This window comes from Emticicia agri (assembly GCF_004168285.1).
Lineage (GTDB): Bacteria > Bacteroidota > Bacteroidia > Cytophagales > Spirosomataceae > Emticicia > Emticicia agri.
On sequence record NZ_SEWF01000001.1, the window covers coordinates 82,541 to 102,759 of the forward strand.

The window sequence follows — 20,219 nt, forward strand, 5'->3', positions numbered from 1 at the left end:
ACTCCCCTTTAGGGGCCGGGGGTGTCTTTTACTCTGACCTCAATGATTTAATCGGATTAACTAATGCTGCTTTAATAGCCTGATAACTTACGGTAAGCCAGGCAATAATGATTGAACCGAAAATAGCCAGTAAGAATATGCCAACTCCTAAGTCTATTTTATACTCAAACTGTTTTAACCAATTGTTCATGAAATAATACCCTACCGGAGCAGCTATTAAGAAAGCTATACCAATCAGGAGCGTAAATTCTTTTGAGAATAAATAGACTATATGACCCACAGAAGCACCTAATGTCTTGCGAATGCCTACTTCTTTGGTACGTTGCACGGCCATGAATGATACTAGACCATAAAGACCTAAGCATGAAATGAAGATGGCAATACCTGCAAAAATTTCGTAGAGTATTGATAGCTGTCTTTCTTGCTGATAAAAACTTTCTATGCTCTTATCGAGAAACTGATACTCGTATAGATAGTTCGGAAAGAGCTTAGACCAGATTTTTTCTATCGATGCCAAGCCACTTTGCATATTTTGCATTTGTAGTTTTACACCCATTGTGCCAAAGAAATTTTTATTGCTGGCTATTACTAAAGGAGGTATAGCACCATGTAATGAAGTAGCATGATAATCTTTAATAACCCCTACAATTGGTGCCTTCATTTTTCCACCCCAGAAATTAATTTCTTTTCCCAACACCTCATCAGCATTTTTTGCACCCAGTTTTTTCACCATTGTCTCATTCACTACATAGCCTTGAACGGTATCACTTGGTGAGTAGGCTTTACCCGCTACGAATTTCAAATCAAAGGTTTTGAAATAATCGGCATCTGCCCAGTTTAAAAAGGCCGAAAAATCAGTATCCTTTGGGCGGTGGTCGTATTGAAAAGGGCTATTCCACTGGTTATCATCTGCTGGTAATCTGAAAGCGATGCTTACACTTTTGACACCTGTTTCTTGCTGTATTTGTGTCTTCAGCAAATCGTATTTAGTCTGGCCAAGGCTATCGTTAGGGATAGGCACTCTGACAATTGCTTCTTTATCAAAACCCATAGAAGCTGTCTGGAAATAGTTCATCTGACTAACCACTACCAATGTGGCAATAATCAGGAATTGCGCAATCACAAATTGAGATACTACCAGGCCACGTCTGAGAGAAATCCCACCTATAGATTTAGCAGTAACCTTGCTCTTTAACGCCAGAATCGGGTTAAAGCTTGAAATGACTAAAGCCGGATAAAAACCAGACAGGAAAATAACAACAATAGATACTACAACTAAAAACAGTACAATAAAAGGATTATCAATAAACGAAAGGCTTAGCGGATAATGCAATAGATTATTTAAGAAAGGCAAAGTAATTTGAGCCAATAAAAGCGCCACCAGAACAGACATTAACGTTATTAAGGCACTTTCGCCTAAGAACTGACTTCTTAATTGCGACTTATTGCTTCCTAATGCTTTTCTGACTCCCACTTCTTTTGAACGATTTACCGCCTGTGCAGTAGCCAGATTTATGAAGTTTACGCAGGCTACTAATAGTAAGAATGCCCCAATCAACTCCAATACCCAAATCATTTCAGGGCTGATGGTATGATGAGCAAAATTACCAAAGCGGCTATCATAATGTAACTCACTTAATGGACGTATAAAGTTACGCACGCGGCTTCTTTGCTCGGCAGTTTTGTGTTTTTTCTCAAAATCGGGCATTAAGGCATTAAATTGCTTTTCTGACATTTGTGGAGGAAGCAAAATAAAGCAGTTCCAACTGCCTGATACGCTTTCCCAGTCATTTGCATTGCCTTTCTGATTGATTAGGAAATTCTTGTAGGAGAGTACAATCTTTAATGGAAAATCTGTATTTTTAGGTATATTTTTCAAAACACCTGTAACACGGTATGGCTCTTTCTCATTATCTCTGGTAAACGTTTTTCCGATGGCGCTTTTCCAGTCGCCAAAAAACTTTTCAGCCATTTCTTGTGTCAGAATAGCCGTATAAGGCTCAGAAAGCATGGTTTTAGGGTTGCCTGAAATCAACGGAAAGTCAAACATTTCAAAGAATTCCGGCTCGGCATAAAACATCCCTCCTTCATCTTTAAACTTCTTTTCTATGGTTTGTGTCTTAGGGTCATAGATATTTACCTGTGCCCCTGTTTCTGCAATACCTGCCACTTTCTCTAATTGTGGGTAATCGGTTCTCATAGCCAGTGGCACAGGCATAGGAGATCCTCCGCCATAGCTGATACCCCCATAATGGAATTCAGATACTACCTGATAGATTCTCTCTTTTTTGGTGTGGAAATTATCGAAACTCGACTCAAACTGCACAATCAAAAAAAGAAGCAGACAAGCAGCAATGCCCACTGCCAAACCAATAGCATTGATAGAAGCGTAGCTCTTATTACGAACCAGGCTACGAAAGGCGATTTTCAGATAGTTACGAATCATAAGCCCCTAACCCCTCAAGGGGGACTTTTAAAAGTTAGATAATATTTTTCTCTAAACCCCTTTTGCTTACTTCCTATTTTAAATTTCTGGCGTAAGCAACTCCCCTTTAGGGACGGTCCGCCGCGCGGTCGGGGGCGTTATTCCGTTTTTAAACTCTTCACTGGATTCATTAAGGCTGCTCTGATGGATTGATAGCTGACTGTGAGCAGGGCAATGACTACTAAAAGCACGCCTGCCAGAGCAAAAATCCACCAGTTTAAATCAGTACGATTGGCAAAATCCTGTAACCATTTCTGCATGGCGTAGTAGGCTACCGGAGTTGCTATCACAAAGGCAATACCTACCATTTTCAGGAAATCAACCGAGATAAGATTTACGATACTGCTCACGCTTGCCCCTAAAACTTTTCGTACACCTATTTCTTTGGTACGCTGTTCGATAATCATTAAGGCAATGGCAAATAAGCCCATACAAGAGAGCATAATGGCAATACCTGCGGCAAGGCTGAAAATCTGTGAAAGACGTTCTTCTTTATTAAACCATCGGTCAACATTTTCATTAATGAATGAGCCTTTAAACTCTTCGTTAGGAGCTAACTTCTTCCAGGTGTTTTTCACCAGATTCATTGATTCGGCCAGATTCTGATTCCCTGTTCTTATTAATACATAATTAACTCTGCCTTTAGGCGCCATTTCTAAAGTAATAGTACGATTCTCACGGCGCAAAGAGTATAAATTAAAATCAGCTATGACACCTATGATTTTTTGTTTACCAACTGCCGAATCGGGCATGAGAAACTTATCTACTCCATGTTTTTCACCCATTTGTTTCAACATACTCTCGGTTACAATTAATGCTGTTGAATCTGTACCAAATGTAGGACTGAAATCTCTGCCTTCAATGGTTTTGATACCCATTGTTTTGATGAACTCATAATCTACACGTACCCAATCTGTAAGGATGCTTTTTGAATTTTTAGTATCGCTTGCATTCGGATAATAATCAAATCCGTAGGTACTTCTTGAAGAACTTCCATCTAATCCGTTACCAAAATTGATTTGTGAACCGGATACAGCCTCAATACCTGGGTATTTTGATAACTCATTACGGAATTGTTGCACAGCGGTCTGGTTATTCAGTGCATTACCGATAGGCACACTAATAACCTGCTCTTTACTATATCCCAGTGGCTTATTTCTCAGGTATTTTAATTGCGTGAAAATTACCAGTGTACAACTGATAAGGATACATGAAATTGAAAACTGAACAATGATTAAAGAGTTGCGTAATGCGCCTGGCTTTTTACGGGTCAGTTTTCCTTTTAATACCTGAACAATATTGAAACGGGAAGAAACAAATGCCGGATACCCCCCGGCAATAAGGGTAATTAAGATAAAGCTGATAAGGCTTATGATTAGGTTATCGGGAATTAAGAAATTATCTATAGAAAGACTGGAATCAAATAATTTATTGAATTGAGGCAAGAAAGCATAAGCGAGGCTTAAACCTAAAATTAAAGCTACTATACAAACCATAAATGCTTCGCCCCAACCTTGCAGAAAAAGCTGTACTTTGTTTGCTCCTAAAGATTTACGTACGCCTACCTCTTTGGCTTGCGTAAACGATTTGGCAATAGTCAGGTTAATAAAATTGATAGAAGCAATTAAGACAATTACTAAAGCAATGGTTAATAAAGTGTAAATATAATTCTTGCTCATGCCACTTCCCCAACCGGTAATTTCATCAAAATGAACCTCTTTTAGTGGCATCATTAACAAACTAAGATACTGCCCTCTTGCATTTTTTAACCGACCTGCTTTCTTGGCTTCTTCTTCTGAGGTCTTCATATATTTATTAACCAAAGATTCAAAACGCTTTTCTGCATTAGCCTGAGTGGTATTAGCAGCCAATTTTACATATACCTGATGGTTCTGACTTGTCCACCTGTCTTTGATTGGTTCATAACCTGGATTTTTTTCAGTCCGTATCAATGCATCGTACCTTACGGTAGAATTTTTCGGGGCATCATCTATCACAGCTGTAACAATAAATGGTACTTTCTCATTTGATAAGGTAACTAATACCTGCTTACCAATAGGTTCTTCTTTACCAAATATGTTTTCTGCTGTAGTCTTACTGATGACGATATTGTTTTTATCTGCTAAAGCACTATTAATATTTCCTTTTAATAGTGGAAATGAAAATACTTTCAGGAAATCGGCATCAACTGTTTGTATATTTTTTTCAAACTTCTTTTCCTGATATGTTAGTTCTCCGGCTCCCCAACTATAACTGGTAACCGCTTCTACTTCCGGGTATTCAGTCTTTAAAACTGGTGTAAGCGGATAGGCCATAGCAGCACTGTATTCCGGTTTTCCGGCTTTATCAGCACTATTGAAATACAAACAATACACACGGTCGGCGTCTTTATGAAAAGTATCATAAGAAAATTCGTAAGAGGCAGTGAGGTATAGCAGAATACTGCTACCAAAAGCAACAGCCAGACCCACCATATTAATAGCGGTATGCACCTTGTTTTTCCAAAGCTTACGAAAGGCGATTTTTAAATAGTTCTTAAGCATAATGCCCCTAACCCCTAAAGGGGGACTTTTTTAAGGTTATAAATATTTTTTCTTTCCACTTATATTGAAATAATCATGATATGATTATTAAAAATTACTCGTGCGCCAGCAGCTCCCCTTTAGGGGCGGGGGGCGATTTATTCCGACTTTAATGACCTGACAGGATTCATTAATGCGGCTCTGATAGACTGATAGCTTACAGTAAACAAAGCTATCAACAAGGCTACTACTCCTGCTAATCCGAAAACCCACCAGGTAATTTCGGTACGATAAGCAAAGTCCTGAATCCATTTATCCATCAGATAATAAGCCAATGGCGTAGCAATCAGAATAGCAATCACCACTAATACAACAAACTCTCTTGAAAGCAAAGCTACCAGATTTGGCACACTTGCCCCTAATACTTTACGGATACCTATTTCTTTGGTGCGTTGTGCCATCATCATTAAAGCAATGGCAAATAAGCCCATACACGAAAGAATAATAGTAAGCACAGCGGCACTCATCACAATCTGCGACATTCTCTCTTCTTTTTTATACTGATTGTTGGTGTTTTCGTCTAAGAACGAAGGCATATACTCCGATTTCGGAGCAATTTCTTTGTAGGCTTTCCCAATCAGGTCAATGGTTGTTTTAGGTGTTTCAGGTGTAAGTTTTACGAATATGTAGTTGATACCGAAATCGCCCTGATAAAGGAAAGTTATTGCTTCAATTTTGTTTTTCAGAGACTCAAAATGATAATCTTTCACTACCCCAACAATGGTTTTACCGATACTATCACCCAAAGCTACTTTCTTGCCTATGGGGTCTTTATAGCCTAAGTGTTTCACCATAGTTTCGTTCACGATACACGCCCGGTCTTTATCTGAAGGAAACTCACGTGAAAATTCTCTACCTGCCACTAAGGTAAGACCTAATGTTTTCACATAATCGTAATCGATACTTAAGCCATTAGTGCGATAGGTTTTCCCTTCCATTTCAAAGCTATAAACCGATTTGTAGCCTGAGCCATCTTTGCCTCTGCCAATGTTTATATCAGCCCCGGTAATGCTTACAATCTGCGATTCATTGGCCAGTTTATTACGCATAAACTCTAATACCTTGCTGCCTTGTACTTCATTCCCCACAGGAATACTGATTACCTGTGTCTGGTCAAAACCTAAAGGTTGGTTACGTAAATAATCTATCTGCTTCCAGATAATAAGCGTACAACTAATTAATAAAATAGCAATGCTGAATTGAGCCACAATCAAAGCACTTCTGATACCTCCTGAGCGTGAGCTTACTTTTATTTTCCCTTTTAATACTTCTACCGTATTGAATTTAGCTACGGCTAAGGCCGGATACCCTCCGGCAATTAAGGTGATAATTAAAAAGCTGGCAAGCAATAGAATACCCACCATAGGGTTAAGAAGGTTATCAAAAGTAAGGTTGCTTCTGAATAAGGTGTTGTATTGAGGCATAAGCGTAGTAGCCAATGTACAACCTATACCAAACGCTACAATACAGATGATAAAGGCTTCGCCCCAGAATTGCCCTACAATCTGGGCTTTCAATGCACCTAATGCTTTTCTCATGCCTACTTCTTTGGCACGGGTCATTGAACGGGCAATTGAAAGATTAATGAAGTTGATGCAGGCAATTAATAATACTAAACCACTAATTACCAGCAATATATAAGGATAAGCAATGTCTATTGAGCGGCTACCGCCTGCTTGCTTATTAAAGTGCATTTCAGGTAAAGGCAATAAGCGCAGACTGCGTACCTCTCCCCTTTCGTCAGGTTTTGCGCCGTCTTTCTTTAGTTGCTCAATACTGCCTTTGTAATATTTTTCGGTGAAAGATTTCAGGCGTTTTTCAAAACTCAGATAATCAACTTTATCAGCCAACTGCACATATACATCATGATAATTTGAATCCCATTTTTCTTTCGAGTCCTTGTATTCAGGATTATTCTCAAAACGCATCAACATATCATTCTCGATTGATGAATTTTTTGGGGCTTTTTCCATTACGCCTGTTACCACAAAACTTTCAATTCTGCCACCAAAATTCAATTGCACAGTTTTACCTACAGGATCAGCCTTGTCAAATATCTTTTCTGCTACTTCTTCGTTCAGCACCACACTCCGTAAATCATTCAGGGCTACATCAGGATTTCCCTTCAACATTCTGAAAGAAAACATTTTCAGAAAATCAGCGTCCACATAGCGTATATCCTCATCAATCGTTTTCTCGCCTTGTACAATCTGCACGCCGCTGCTTACAATACGTGTAGCATATTTAATTTCAGCATTGAAATCACTTTTCAAGGCAGGAGTTACAGGCGTAGACAAATTAGACTGATATTCAATTTTTTCAGGTTGATTGATTTTAAAGTAAACTCTGAAAATGCGGTCTTTATTATCCTGAAAATCATCGTACGTAAACTCAAAATAAGCTGTCAGAAACAGCAGAATAGCACAACCAAAAGCAATAGATAGCCCAACAATATTGATTGAGGTATATGCTTTATTTTTCCAGAGATTACGAAGAGCGATTTTGAAATAATTTTTTAACATAGTTTTTTCAAAATTTAATGTGGGGAGGACAGGCTTTGGAATGGCAATAGCAAATGAAGCTTACTATGATTGATGTCATAATAAGCCCATTTTACAGCATTTAACGTTTATTAACTCGTCTTTTCCCCGACAGGTAGCCGGGAAATATCTTTACACTATACGTGGAAATTCTCTGTTACTACCTTACCATCGAACAGGTTGATGATTCTGTGTGAGAAACCTGCATCATAAGGTGAGTGCGTAACCATGATAATAGTAGTACCTTCGTTGTTTAGTTCCTGAAGCAATTTCATTACTTCTTCACCATTGGTAGAGTCAAGGTTACCGGTAGGCTCATCGGCAAGAATTAGCTTTGGTTTGGCTACTACCGCACGTGCAATGGCTACACGTTGTTGCTGACCACCCGATAATTGTTGCGGAAAGTGATTGCGGCGGTGCATGATGTTCATTCTCTCTAATACTTCTTCTACCTTTTTCTTACGTTCGGTAGCAGGTGTTTTCAAGTATAAAAGAGGAAGTTCTACGTTTTCGAAAACTGTTAACTCATCAATCAGATTAAAACTCTGGAAAATGAAACCAATATTGCCCTTGCGGTGTGCTGCACGTTCTCTCTCACTCAATTTGGCTACTTCTACGCCATAGAAATCATAGCTTCCTTCAGATGGGTTATCTAACAAGCCCATGATGTTGAGCAAGGTTGATTTACCACATCCTGACGGACCCATAATGGCAACGAATTCACCATCTTTGATATTCATATCAATACCATTTAGGGCGGTAGTTTCTACCTCTTCGGTAGTGAACACTTTTTGAAGATTAGATACTTTTATCATAATTTTTGTTTGTTATTCTTGAATTTCAAGGGAATTTGTTTATGTTATTATATCGATTATTTTAAATCCAATACTTCGTTGTCTCCAAAGTTTTCATAAGAGGATGTAATCACTTTATCTCCTACCTCTAAGCCTTCTAACACTTCAAAATATTCAGGGTTTTTACGACCTAAGGTGATTTTGCGTTTTACGGCTTTGCCACCTGATTTATCTAATACATATACCCAGTTTCCACCTGTATCAGAGAAGAATCCACCTACCGGTAAAAGTACTGCTTTAGTAGCTTTACCCAACTCCAGACGAATAGGAGAAGACTGCCCTCTTTTAATGCCCTCAGGTACGGTTTTCGAGAAAACCATATCTACCTGGAAACGACCGTTACGAATTTCAGGATAAATCTTGGTAATTTCTAAAGGATATTCTTTTCCACCAAATTCAAACGTACCACTTAGACCTGCAAAAATTCTTCCGTTATAGTGTTCATCTATATCTACACGCAATTTGAAACCATCTAAGTCATCAATCTGACCAATGTTTTGTCCCTGGCTGATATTTGAACCTACCTCTACATCTATTGACGATAACAGACCCGATACAGGAGCTTTTACCACAAGGTTCTCAAGCGTTTCGCGCCATAACTGTACGTTTCTCTGCGTACGTTCCAAAGTACCTTCCAATTGTTTAATCTGCATGGCAGCATTTTCTTCCTGATATCTTTGAGATTCTAAGTCAATTTCCTTCTGACTTACCAGCTTCTCATAATCACGCTTTGCTTTCAGATAATCAGCCTCAGGAATTACTTTGTCGTTATACAATTTCTTGTTTCTTTCGTATAAGTCCTTAGCCTGATCTGTTAAAAAGTCTAAGTCAGACATATTCTTGCGAATCGTAAACTTCTCTACTTTCAGACGTTGGCGTGTATTCTGTAAGTCGTTTACTAATCGGCTTGCTTCTGTTTCTGACTGTAAGAAATTCAGCTTTAAGTTCTGATTCTCTAATTTTAATATTACCTGACCTTGTTTCACTATATTCCCGCCATCAACTACTTTTTCTTTCACATATCCTCCTACGATGGCATCCAAGCGAATAATTCTCAAAGGCAATACCACTCCTGTAACCACGATAAACTCATCGAATGTACCATTGGTTACCTGTGAAATAGTCATTTTATCTTTTTCGGCATTCAGTGTCGAGCGTCTATCCGCAAAAAGCAAGCTGTAAGCTGCAAATGAGGCAAATAATACACCACCGATCGTTAATAAGATTCGCTGTCTACTCCAGAATTTCTTTTTTATCTGCTTGTCCATTGTAATTTTTTAATTGCTATACAATTCGTGTTTAGGCAAATTGTTGTCTGTTACTGATTGTTAATTAAGTCTAAAAATAAGATTTAAATCTGTTCAATTATAATTCACAATGTGTGCCAAATATATTAAACAATTGACTATCAGTAACTTACAAAATAAATACCTTCTAAAATTGTCCGTTTTCGGACAACACTTGTACGTTCACGGACGAATACCTAAAGATAGGTATTTTCTCAAAAAAAAATTAATCTATTTATTATCAATTAGTTATCTTCGCTTTCGGATATTTGCTTTTTGAAAGGAATGTTTTTTGTCGTAAAATGCGTCAAAAACCCTTAAAACACAATTTTACTAATCTGAACCTGAATTATGTCAAAGCTTTTAATAATTGATGATGATGTAGATGTATTAAGTGCAGCTAAGTTATTTTTAAAAAGACATTTTGGCCAAGTAGATATTGAAAAGAACCCCGAGCGGATTCCCTTTTTAGTTTCTAACGGCAATTACGATGTCATATTATTAGATATGAATTTCACACGGGATGTGAATACAGGTAAAGAAGGCTTTGAATGGCTCGACCGTATTTTAGATATTGACCCAAAGGCCTCGGTGGTATTATTTACTGCCTATGGCGATGTAGAAATGGCTGTGCGGGCAATTAAGGTGGGTGCATCAGATTTTGTATTGAAACCCTGGGAAAATGAAAAGCTCTTGGCTACTATGCAGTCGGCCTTAGAAATAAGAGAATTACGTACAGGTAAAACGCCTACCGTAAAACGTAAAACTGAAAGCAAAGTTGAGATTATAGGCAAAAGCCCTGCCATGCAGAAAATCTTTGAAACGATTGAGAGAGTAGCTGCTACCGATGCCAATATTCTGATATTAGGCGAAAACGGAACAGGAAAAGACCTGATAGCAAGAGCCATTCACGAAAAATCTGACCGGGCAGATAAACCATTTGTACATGCCGATTTGGGTTCCATTTCAGAAACTCTTTTTGAAAGCGAACTTTTCGGGCACGTGAAAGGGGCTTTTACCGATGCCCGAGAAGACCGTGTTGGTCGTTTTGAAGAAGCGAACGAAGGCACCATTTTTTTAGACGAAATAGGTAATATTCCACTGCCCTTGCAAGCTAAACTATTGACAGTACTCCAGAATAGAAGTGTAACCAAAGTAGGCTCAGGGAAAGCGAAGAATATTGATGTACGTCTGATTTGTGCTACCAACGAGCCTATTCACGCCCGGGTAGCGCAACGTACTTTCCGTCAGGATTTACTGTATCGAATCAATACCATCGAAGTCAAATTGCCCCCATTAAGAGAGCGTATTGAAGATATTGTAACGCTGGCTGAGCATTTTCTGAAGATGTACCGTAAAAAATATAACCGTCCGGTTAGTACTATCAGTGCAGCATTAATCAAACAATTGCAACGCTATAACTGGCCCGGGAACGTGCGTGAGCTACAACATGCCATTGAACGTGCTGTTATTTTATGTCAGGGTAATGTATTGCAACCTGAAGACTTCTTTGAAGGACAACCCTTTGAAAAACAACTGGATTCAGCACCCTCTTTCGACCAGACATTTCAGTTAGAAGAAATGGAAAAAATGCTGATTATCAAGACTTTGAAGAAATTCAATGGTAATATCACCGAAGCCGCCCGTGAAATGGGTCTGACACGGCAGGCATTGTATCGGAGGGTGGAGAAATACGGGATTTGATATTGTATCACGATTTTTTAAATCGTCTTTCGTCATCGACAATTAAATATTGTCGGATTTGAAGCCAATCTAACCGAAAACGATTTAAAAAATCGTGATACAAGCAAATCATTTCCTATACCCAATCACACAATCAGGCACAGGTATATCATGCACCATCTTAGGGTCAGTAATAGGTGCTTGTGCTTGTAGTTTCAAAGGTAACACCCCTGCCCATACCGATAATTCATAATCTTCTTCGTCATCGTTAGGGCCGCCTGTTCTTATCTTTGCCGATGCTTCTTCAATTGTAAAAGAAATAACCATGGTTGCTTTCATTTCTTTCGTGTTGGGTTGTCTGATTTCTTCCCAACGACCTGGTATGACATGATTAGTGAAAGCCTCTAAGGCATCCCATCGCTCCTGCTCGTCGGTTACTACTGTAGCCGGACTAAATAAAACTACTGAACGATAATTGACAGAATGGCTAAAAGCCGAACGTGCCAATACCAACCCATCAACAAATGAAACTGTCAGACAAACCCTGCGGCCATCGGCTATGCTACGCATAAAATGACTACCTACAGAGCCATGAATATATATTTTATTGCCTATGCGACAATAGCCTGTGGGTATCATCATGGGTTGGCCATCAAGTACATAGGCAATATGACAGAAAAGCCCTTCGTCTAAAATCTGATAGATAGTTTCTTCATCGTAAGAGCCTCTTTTAGCACTTCTGCTGATTTTAGTATGGGGTGTAACCGGATACATCATATAAAAATTATAAAAGATAAATAGCTAATATTCAGGCAAAGCTATATTTTTACTGGATTACTATACTCATCCATTTTTACATTATTAAGTAGTCCAGATGAAAATCCCTTTTAAGAGTTTAATTAGTTTTGATAAAAACTCATCTGTTCCGTTGTATATCCAGATTAACAATGCGATTATCAAAAATATACAGGCGGGTATTTTGCCTACCCAGACCCGACTACCCGGTACGAGACAATTAGCCGACTTGCTTAATGTACACCGCAAAACCGTTATAGCAGCTTATGACGAGCTTCTGTCACAAAACTGGGTAGAGACTATTCCGCAAAAGGGAACTTTTGTAGCTGCAAAACTGCCCACGATTCAACCAACCATTCTGACAGAAAATACTTCAAAAGAAAGCTGGCACAACAAAGTAAGAGAGCGATTGAACAACAATTCAGCCATTTATTTACCACCACACATTCAGCAAAAACTGGCCTTTAACGATGGTTTACCTGATGCAAGATTAGCACCCCGAGAAGAATGGGCAAAGCTCTATGCGCATTATGTCCGCTATGCTGACCCTTTAAGTGTTGGTTATACTGACCCGCAAGGAAGCATCAGATTCCGTACACTTTTTGCTAAATACCTGAACGAAACCCGTGGCATACAGGCTACTGCCAGGCATATTATTACTACCCGAGGCAGCCAGATGGGTATTTATCTGGCCGGATTGACGATTCTTCAAAAGGGTGATATAGCCATAATAGGCGAATTGAGCTACAGAGCCGCCAATCTTACTTTTAAGCAATTAGGTGCAGAATTAGTAACGATTCCGGTTGATGAAGAGGGTTTGCAGGTAGAGGCTATTGAAGAGATTTGTGAGCATAAAAAAGTAAAGATGATTTATGTAACCTCACATCATTATCATCCTACTACGGTTACACTCAAACCCGAAAGGCGGCTCAAACTATTGGCTATGGCTGAAAAGTATCAGTTCTTTATTATCGAAGACGATTACGACTACGATTATCATTATGCCAATACCCCTATTTTACCATTAGCCAGTGCTGACCGATACGGATGGGTGATTTACGTGGGTTCGTTCAGCAAGCAAATTACCCCTGCATTCAGGGTAGGTTATGTAGCAGCTCACGAAAGTATTATTGAAGAAATGACCCGGCTGCGCCGCATTATTGACCGCCAGAACGATACAATTTTAGAATATTGTCTGGCTGATTTCTTAGAAAACGGAGATTTGAAACGCTACGCCACCAAAGCCATGAAAGTGTATAGAGAAAGACGGGATTTCGCCTGTCAGTTATTGAAAGAGACCTTAGGCGATAAAATAGATTTTAAGATACCCGATGGTGGCATGGCTATATGGGCAAAATTCAGTAAAGATATTCCACTTTTAGCGCTTTCTGAAAAAGTAGCCAAACAAGGTTTATATTTAGCTAACGGACAAACCTATAAAGATGAAAACCCCATGCTCAACGCCTGCCGCATGGGGTTTGCCAGTATGAACCAGAAAGAAACCGAAGATGCCGTGAAAATCCTTAAAAAAGCTATTTAAATTAATTATTTAGAGTCAGGCATGAAGATGGCTTTATATTGGTCGGCTTTAAATCCTATAGCCTTAATTGTGCCGTCTTCTACTATTGGCCTTTTGATGATAGAGTTGCTATTCATCATCAGGTTAATAGCTGCTTTTTCATCACTAATACTACTCTTAATTTCTTCGGATAATTCTTTAAAGGTAGTACTGTTTTTATTAAATATCTTGTCTATGGGCTCCTGGGCAAGCCATTCTTTCAATTTATCAGCACTTATGCCTTCTTTTCTGTAATCATGAAACTGATAAGCAATGTTATGGGTTTTAAACCAGTCTAATGTTTTTTTTACTGTATCACAATTAGGTATTCCGTAAACTGTAAGCATTTTTAAAGTTTTAATATTGAACCCTGTTTTTATAAAAAATGAGGAATGGGTCTCATTCCTCATCTCATGAATAACTATAATATTTTACAAATTTTCTTTGATTTTATGAGATTTCTGCCCGGCGGCAAAAAGCGGATACTGATCAAAAATATTCCGGACTATACTCTTAAAATAATTTTTCTTAGACGAGGCCTTATTAAAAATTCCGGTGGCATAGCCCCGCCATACTACCTCACTTGTTTCGGCTTCTATCAATGAAATCATCAGCGTTCCTTTTCCGAGCTCATACTTGACAGGTCTGTATTCAGTATTATTATCTTCTGTTACCAACCAGTTTATCAACGAAGGCTGTTCATAGCCTTTATACCTGACGGCATCGTTATAGATAGTAAAATTAATAAATACATTGGGCCTCTGGGCATTAAACTCATATCCGCGTGCTCTCATCTGGTGCTGTATAGCCTGTTGCACATCTTCACAGATTACAGTTGTGTCACGTTCGCAGTCAACAAAGGCGTATGAGCGATATTTACCGAGATGATTGGAATAACGATAATCATTTTCTACAAAAACCTTCGCACAACTTCCCAATAAAACCGTAAGGCCTAATAGAAACATTCTCTTTCTCATATATCATCCGTTAAAGTTCATCTATCCTACGAGGTTTTTCTCCTGCGGCAAAAAGCGGATACTGGTCGAAAATATTTCGTACTACACTGCGGTAGTAATTAATAGGCTTATTTACATTTTTATTGAAAACTCCTGAGGCATATCCGCGCCATATCAACCGGCTACTTTCTGCATCTAATAATGACACTAAAATCATTCCGCCACCAAAATGGAAATTCTGTGCTTTATAGGTATCATCTTCATCAAAGTGATTCACCCAGCGGTCAAGTGCAGGTTGAAAATATCCTTTGTAATCTACACGGTCACGGATGATACTATAACTTACCAGTAGACCCGGTTCTTTATCAGTTACTTTGTATCCACGGGCTTTCATTTGTCGGCGAATAGCGTCCTGAATTTCAGTACAAACAAACGAAGTATCAATTTCACAATTCAAAAAATTGTAGGTTTTGTACTTGGTAAAGTCAGTTTCGTAACTATAATCGTTATCTACCAACAATCTAAGACGATTACAACTTGTAAAAGCGAGTCCTAAGGCAATAAGAGCAGAAAATAAATACAATTTTTTCATACGGCATACAGATTATTTTTGGTTAAATACAGCTTATTCAAACTCATTTATAAACAATCTCACCTACATTTCCAGACGGGCACCCATCAAATATAGCAAGTGTTTTATAAAAAGTCAAGATAAGTTTATTGATTGATTTTACTATTTTTTACAAACCAGATACGTTTTAAATCCTTATCTGTCGAATGCGCAGTATTCCCAAAAACTCTTGCCGTCAGTTCACATAATATTCCAAAGCTCTTTTCATTTCTCCTTTTGATACTGCAATATCGTATAGACAACTACCTGCACCATTAATTAACGAAAAACGTATTTCTTTACCTTTATTTTTTTTGTCTTGCTGAGTGTGTTTGATAATTGCCTCAAAGTCATCAGCTTTCATCGACACCTTTCCGTACACCGAAAATATAAACTCTTCAATCTGGGCTAATGTTTCCGCATTGATAAGTTTTCTTTCAAAAGATATATACGATTCAGAAAGCATTCCGGTTGCAATAGCTTCGCCATGAAGCAATCTTTTTTTTCCTTTATCTAAAAAATAAGTCTCAATGGCATGCCCAAGCGTGTGGCCGAAGTTCAGAATCTTGCGTAAGCCTTTCTCAGTCGGGTCTTGTTCAACTACTTTTTTCTTGATTTCAACCGAGTGGGCAATCAAATTGGGGAAATCCTGCTGGTCTAAATCTTTCCTTCTGATTTTGTCCCATTTTTTACCATCCTGTATCAGACAATGCTTAACTATCTCGGCAAACCCTGAACGTTTTTCTCTTTCTGAAAGTGTCTCTAAAAAAGCAGGGTCTATCAATACGGCTTTAGGCAAGGTAAAAACGCCTAAATGATTTTTCAATCCCTGAAAATCTATTCCTAACTTTCCTCCTACACTGGCATCTACCTGAGCCAGAAGTGTAGTCGGAATCTGAATAAAATCTATGCCTCTTTTATAAGTTGCGGCGCAAAAACCACCCATATCACCAATGACTCCACCGCCTAAATTAATCATCAAAGCATGGCGATCTAATTCAGCAGTAGTCATAGCCGACCAGATTTGTTCGCAAGTGTTCAGATTCTTATACGCTTCGCCGTCTTTTACAGTAATCAGAATATGCTTGGGCAAAGAATTTTTGATGGAAGGATAACAGAATTTTTTGGTGTTTGTATCAGCCAGAACTACAATTTGGGAATAGTCTTTCTGGCCCAGAAAATTCTGTAAACTTTCGGTAACCGGAGATATAATAACAGACATTTTACCTTTGATTTGTTAAAAAACCAAAGGTAAGGAATGATTTAAAGATTTACCAATTTGCAGGATTGAGGGGAAATTTAAAAAATATATGGTGGCAAAACATTATTTGGTAGAAATTGACCCCACTCCCTAAATCTCTCTCCCCAACAGTGGGGAGAGAGACTTTTACTGCCTTCCCCACTGTTGGGGAAGGGTTGGGGATGGGGTTTCTCCAAATATTATTTGGCACAAAAACTTTTAAATACCGTCAACCAAACAAAAAGCCCAAAATTAGATTTTGGGCTGGTAATTTCTTGAAAAACTTAAAATTTTGTCGATCGCTTTATCTGAAGGCGAGAGTTGAATCTGGTCTAATCCTAATTTAATATCTGCACAATCAAGATAGAAGTCAAGCAATTCGCCATCATGAAGTAAGGTTTCTTCAATCAGTAAACTTTCTTGATTCGATGTCTCGTTATACAAATAGCGAATTACATCATCTTGCGTATTGGTAAAGGTTTGTATCATAAGCATATGCGGTTTTACTCATCATTTTTCTAAGGTTGATGAGAGCATAACGCATTCTACCTAACGCTGTGTTGATACTGACCCCAGTAGCATCTGCTATTTCCTGAAAACTCATGTCGTCATAATGACGCATCACAAGCACTTCGCGCTGCTGGTCAGGAAGACGTTTTATCAAATCTCTTAAATGCTCGTGAGACTCTCTTTTGATTTGCATCGATTCAATAGAGTCTTCGGCAAACTCAAGTGTGTTAAACACGCTACTTCCGTCTTCAAACACTACGCTAGGGTAGCGTTTCTCTCTACGGAAAAAGTCAATTGCTAAATTGTGAGCTATTCGTAGTACCCAGGGAAGAAACTTACCTTCCTCGTTGTATTTACCTTCACGTAAAACTTCTACAGCTTTTATAAAGGTATCCTGTAGCAAATCTTCAGCTACATATTGGTCTTTCACAACAAGGTAAATGGTAGTATAGACTTTTGACTTATAACGCTGCACAAGTGTGGCAAAAGCCTTTTCATTACCGCGGATATACAATGATACCAGTTCACTATCGCTAACTTGGATTTTTCCCATTTCTGTATTTCAATTTAGTTAACGTAGAGCTTTATATCATATTGTATATTTTGGTTTTAAATTCAGAAGATTTTTTTTGAATGTTTAAAGATAGCAAATAAATACGATTCCTGTCAAGTCTTTATAACAAAATTTTAGTTAATAATTTGTTAATAAACCAAATGATATTTCGGTTTTAGCGTTATATACGAAATAAAACCAAAAATTGTACCGTTTAATTTTGCTTAGTTTTATTACAATAAATAACTGAATATCAATACCTTATGCACGCATAACATAACATTGTTTTTTTTCGGTATAGTTTTTGCACAAAGGTATTGTATCTATCAAAAAGTATAAACATAAAATGTTACGATTGACTAACAACTTTTCCTTGAAGTTTCCTGAACCCTTTGAATCAGAAAATAAGGGTATGCAAACTGATGTTTTCGTACCGTCAGGATCGTTTGGTTTAAAGTCTGAAAAAAAACATTTGCTAAGCAAAATATCAATTGTACTTTTCTTAGTTCTATGTTTTTCAGCTACGCAATCTTTCGGACAAAGAGACCAGATAACTACGCAGGCCGGAGAAAAGATTCGTTGTCGGATTTTAGATGAAACTCCTACCCGATTTATTTATGCTTATGTGGCACCAAACGGAAAGGTTTTAAGAAATGAAATCTTTAAAAATTTAGTAACTGATTTTAAATACAATTTTTATCCCGAAGACATTGTAACAAAAGGAAATAAGATTGTAACTAAACCAACTCAGGATAAAGAGCCTGAGAAGAATACAAACACTGCTAAAACTACTGATACTCAAAAAGCTACTACTGATAAGCCTGCGACCAAAGTAGCCGAAAAAAAGGAAAAACCTGAAGAAAAAATAGCAGACAATCAACAAAAAACCCAACAGGAAGCGGTAAAGAACGAAACGAAACCGCCTGTAAAAGACAAAGCAAAAGAGACAAAAAATCCGCCTGAAAAGAAAGAAGAAAAAACCGTAGCACAAAAAGAGGAAAAAACCGATACACCTATGGCTGATAAAAAAGCCAAAAGCGAATATGATGATTATCTGAAGTTCAGAGTTGGGGTAAGAGGGGGCTTCGGAAACATGCTATCAAAAATCAATACTGAAGACCAATTTGGACTTTATCAAGAAAAATTACTCAGAGGGTGGACATGGGGTGCAGACTTTGCCTACTTCCCGACTGATAACTTCGGATTTGGTATTATGTTCAATAATTTTCAGAGTAAAAACAGTGCTGACAACATGAATTTCAAGTTTGTAAAAAATGGTGAAGTAATAGATACCTCTGGTAGTATTACTAATAAACGTTCAGCAAAATTTGTTGGTCCGGTTTTCTATTTCCGCAGAAGTATTGACTTCAAGACTATGGTTATTTTAGGCTTGTCTCCCGGTGCTTATTTCTATAACGACAAGGGCACTTATAATGGGGTTACCATTCCATACAAAGGCTGGGATTTTGGTGGAGCAGCCACACTGGGTATAGATTTTCTGCTTGGGAATGATATTACAGGCAGAGATATTATTTTAAGCCTTGAAGCAGGCTATAATTATGGCAAAATAAAATCAATGAATTTTAGTGATGGCAAAGGAGTAGTCAGTCTGGCGAACCCTGTTGATTTAAGCAGAGTAGACTTTACGATAGGCTTGCGATTCACCCGTTATCCCAGGTATTTCCGTAACTAATGATATAGCGCATATTGATTGAAAAAGCCTGATGAATCTCAGGCTTTTTTATTAGTAACCGATTATTTTTTCAACCAATCATCAAGTACTTGTCTGATATTGGCATCTGACGGGCGGGGAGCATTTATGTTATGAATAAAGAGAAGAATTTGATACTTTAGGGTTATAATATCTCTTTCAATTCTATTAGTTTCTTAATCTCAAAAGTAGGTTTTTGCATAGCTACAAAACTATCAGGATTATAAAATACCGAATCCATCTGTGCATTAATCGCACCCATAATATCAGCGTCAAAATTATCTCCAATCATGATACTCTCTGAGAGCCTTGCATTAGCTACCTGAATGGCATAATCGAAAATTCTTTTGTCAGGCTTTCGGGCTTCGGCTCTTTCATTGGTAATTACTTCTTTAAAGTAATGCCCGATTTTAGAACTGTTTATTTTTCTTGCCTGCACATCCTGCCAGCCATTACTGATAATGTGTAATTCGTAATGAGGGGCTAAAAAATCAAGGATTTCAATAGCTCCCTCTATTAAGTGTGATTTCTGTGGAAGCAACTCCAAAAAAGCCTCGTTCAGCTGTAAACCCAGTGTTTCGTCTGCTTCTACCCCTAAATTAACCAACGTATCTCTGAACCGACTACGGCGGAGTTCTTCGTGCGTAATCTGATTACTTTCAAGCAATGACCAATACCGCCTGTTGACTACAGAAAATTCCTGCTGAAATGCACTTAATTCAGACAGATTCCAGTTATGAAGACTAAAAGCCTGATACAAATCTGCTAAAGATTCTTTTGAATTTTTCTCAAAATCCCATAGCGTATGGTCAAGGTCAAAAAAGAGATGCTTATACATAAAAGAGTTATTCCCGGC

16 protein-coding genes are annotated in these 20,219 nt (G+C 38.1%); 3 read left to right on the forward strand and 13 right to left on the reverse strand.

From position 1 onward, the window contains the following. Nucleotides 1-28 precede the first annotated feature (28 nt). The 5 genes from EWM59_RS00275 to EWM59_RS00295 form a co-directional block, all read right to left on the reverse strand. A complete protein-coding gene (locus tag EWM59_RS00275) occupies nt 29-2,446 on the reverse strand; it encodes an ABC transporter permease (protein ID WP_130018919.1) in 2,418 nt (805 codons plus the stop codon). A 137-nt stretch (nt 2,447-2,583) separates the two neighbouring features. Continuing rightward, entirely contained in the window at nt 2,584-5,028 is a 2,445-nt protein-coding gene (locus EWM59_RS00280) for an ABC transporter permease (RefSeq protein ID WP_130018921.1), read from the reverse strand. Between the two features lie 137 nt (nt 5,029-5,165). After that, on the reverse strand, nt 5,166-7,589 hold the full coding sequence (locus EWM59_RS00285) for an ABC transporter permease (RefSeq protein WP_130018922.1): 2,424 nt from the start codon (nt 7,587-7,589) through the stop codon (nt 5,166-5,168). A gap of 155 nt (nt 7,590-7,744) precedes the next feature. After that, nucleotides 7,745-8,422, reverse strand: a complete 678-nt coding sequence (locus EWM59_RS00290) for an ABC transporter ATP-binding protein (protein WP_130018924.1) — start codon at nt 8,420-8,422, stop codon at nt 7,745-7,747. A gap of 56 nt (nt 8,423-8,478) precedes the next feature. Further along, nucleotides 8,479-9,729: an efflux RND transporter periplasmic adaptor subunit gene (locus EWM59_RS00295; RefSeq protein ID WP_130018926.1), complete on the reverse strand. Its 1,251-nt coding sequence runs from the start codon at nt 9,727-9,729 to the stop codon at nt 8,479-8,481. Nucleotides 9,730-10,098: 369 nt separating this feature from the next. On the opposite strand from EWM59_RS00295, the gene EWM59_RS00300 reads away from it, so the two are divergent. Further along, a complete protein-coding gene (locus tag EWM59_RS00300) occupies nt 10,099-11,451 on the forward strand; it encodes a sigma-54-dependent transcriptional regulator (RefSeq protein WP_130018928.1) in 1,353 nt (450 codons plus the stop codon). A 108-nt stretch (nt 11,452-11,559) separates the two neighbouring features. Here EWM59_RS00300 and EWM59_RS00305 read toward each other — a convergent pair whose 3' ends face one another. Then, complete coding sequence (locus EWM59_RS00305) at nt 11,560-12,207, reverse strand: pyridoxamine 5'-phosphate oxidase family protein (protein ID WP_229239243.1); 648 nt, start codon at nt 12,205-12,207, stop codon at nt 11,560-11,562. Between the two features lie 97 nt (nt 12,208-12,304). Here EWM59_RS00305 and pdxR point away from each other — a divergent pair, with 97 nt between their 5' ends. Beyond that, nucleotides 12,305-13,765 carry a MocR-like pyridoxine biosynthesis transcription factor PdxR gene (gene pdxR, locus EWM59_RS00310; protein WP_130018930.1) on the forward strand — a complete coding sequence of 487 codons (1,461 nt, stop codon included), beginning with the start codon at nt 12,305-12,307 and terminating at the stop codon, nt 13,763-13,765. 5 nt (nt 13,766-13,770) lie between these two features. Here the strand turns inward: pdxR and EWM59_RS00315 are convergent, their stop codons facing one another. From EWM59_RS00315 to EWM59_RS00340, 6 genes are all read right to left on the reverse strand, one after another. Continuing rightward, a complete protein-coding gene (locus EWM59_RS00315) occupies nt 13,771-14,130 on the reverse strand; it encodes a Spx/MgsR family RNA polymerase-binding regulatory protein (protein ID WP_130018931.1) in 360 nt (119 codons plus the stop codon). A gap of 84 nt (nt 14,131-14,214) precedes the next feature. After that, complete coding sequence (locus tag EWM59_RS00320; protein WP_130018933.1) at nt 14,215-14,760, reverse strand: DUF4136 domain-containing protein; 546 nt, start codon at nt 14,758-14,760, stop codon at nt 14,215-14,217. A 10-nt stretch (nt 14,761-14,770) separates the two neighbouring features. Beyond that, complete coding sequence (locus tag EWM59_RS00325; RefSeq protein WP_130018935.1) at nt 14,771-15,331, reverse strand: DUF4136 domain-containing protein; 561 nt, start codon at nt 15,329-15,331, stop codon at nt 14,771-14,773. A gap of 214 nt (nt 15,332-15,545) precedes the next feature. Beyond that, nucleotides 15,546-16,571: a 3-dehydroquinate synthase gene (gene aroB / locus EWM59_RS00330; protein ID WP_130018936.1), complete on the reverse strand. Its 1,026-nt coding sequence runs from the start codon at nt 16,569-16,571 to the stop codon at nt 15,546-15,548. A gap of 270 nt (nt 16,572-16,841) precedes the next feature. Continuing rightward, nucleotides 16,842-17,078 carry a hypothetical protein gene (locus EWM59_RS00335; protein WP_229239244.1) on the reverse strand — a complete coding sequence of 79 codons (237 nt, stop codon included), beginning with the start codon at nt 17,076-17,078 and terminating at the stop codon, nt 16,842-16,844. Beyond that, a complete protein-coding gene (locus tag EWM59_RS00340) occupies nt 17,047-17,652 on the reverse strand; it encodes an RNA polymerase sigma factor (RefSeq protein ID WP_116982786.1) in 606 nt (201 codons plus the stop codon). The genes EWM59_RS00335 and EWM59_RS00340 overlap by 32 nt, the downstream gene beginning before the upstream one ends. A 412-nt stretch (nt 17,653-18,064) precedes the next feature. On the opposite strand from EWM59_RS00340, the gene EWM59_RS00345 reads away from it, so the two are divergent. Further along, entirely contained in the window at nt 18,065-19,345 is a 1,281-nt protein-coding gene (locus EWM59_RS00345; protein ID WP_165372068.1) for a hypothetical protein, read from the forward strand. Nucleotides 19,346-19,508: 163 nt separating this feature from the next. Here EWM59_RS00345 and EWM59_RS00350 read toward each other — a convergent pair whose 3' ends face one another. Further along, nucleotides 19,509-20,201: a YjjG family noncanonical pyrimidine nucleotidase gene (locus EWM59_RS00350; protein ID WP_130018941.1), complete on the reverse strand. Its 693-nt coding sequence runs from the start codon at nt 20,199-20,201 to the stop codon at nt 19,509-19,511. Nucleotides 20,202-20,219 lie beyond the last annotated feature (18 nt).

Coding starts and splice junctions, on each gene's coding strand:
- EWM59_RS00320 (WP_130018933.1), bottom strand. CDS start 14,760: ATGAGAAAGAGAATGTTTCTATTAGGCCTTACGGTTTTATTGGGAAGT.
- pdxR (WP_130018930.1), top strand. CDS start 12,305: ATGAAAATCCCTTTTAAGAGTTTAATTAGTTTTGATAAAAACTCATCT.
- EWM59_RS00325 (WP_130018935.1), bottom strand. CDS start 15,331: ATGAAAAAATTGTATTTATTTTCTGCTCTTATTGCCTTAGGACTCGCT.
- EWM59_RS00275 (WP_130018919.1), bottom strand. CDS start 2,446: ATGATTCGTAACTATCTGAAAATCGCCTTTCGTAGCCTGGTTCGTAAT.
- EWM59_RS00285 (WP_130018922.1), bottom strand. CDS start 7,589: ATGTTAAAAAATTATTTCAAAATCGCTCTTCGTAATCTCTGGAAAAAT.
- aroB (WP_130018936.1), bottom strand. CDS start 16,571: ATGTCTGTTATTATATCTCCGGTTACCGAAAGTTTACAGAATTTTCTG.
- EWM59_RS00315 (WP_130018931.1), bottom strand. CDS start 14,130: ATGCTTACAGTTTACGGAATACCTAATTGTGATACAGTAAAAAAAACA.
- EWM59_RS00350 (WP_130018941.1), bottom strand. CDS start 20,201: ATGTATAAGCATCTCTTTTTTGACCTTGACCATACGCTATGGGATTTT.
- EWM59_RS00280 (WP_130018921.1), bottom strand. CDS start 5,028: ATGCTTAAGAACTATTTAAAAATCGCCTTTCGTAAGCTTTGGAAAAAC.
- EWM59_RS00290 (WP_130018924.1), bottom strand. CDS start 8,422: ATGATAAAAGTATCTAATCTTCAAAAAGTGTTCACTACCGAAGAGGTA.
- EWM59_RS00300 (WP_130018928.1), top strand. CDS start 10,099: ATGTCAAAGCTTTTAATAATTGATGATGATGTAGATGTATTAAGTGCA.
- EWM59_RS00340 (WP_116982786.1), bottom strand. CDS start 17,652: ATGGGAAAAATCCAAGTTAGCGATAGTGAACTGGTATCATTGTATATC.
- EWM59_RS00335 (WP_229239244.1), bottom strand. CDS start 17,078: ATGATACAAACCTTTACCAATACGCAAGATGATGTAATTCGCTATTTG.
- EWM59_RS00305 (WP_229239243.1), bottom strand. CDS start 12,207: ATGATGTATCCGGTTACACCCCATACTAAAATCAGCAGAAGTGCTAAA.
- EWM59_RS00295 (WP_130018926.1), bottom strand. CDS start 9,729: ATGGACAAGCAGATAAAAAAGAAATTCTGGAGTAGACAGCGAATCTTA.
- EWM59_RS00345 (WP_165372068.1), top strand. CDS start 18,065: ATGCAAACTGATGTTTTCGTACCGTCAGGATCGTTTGGTTTAAAGTCT.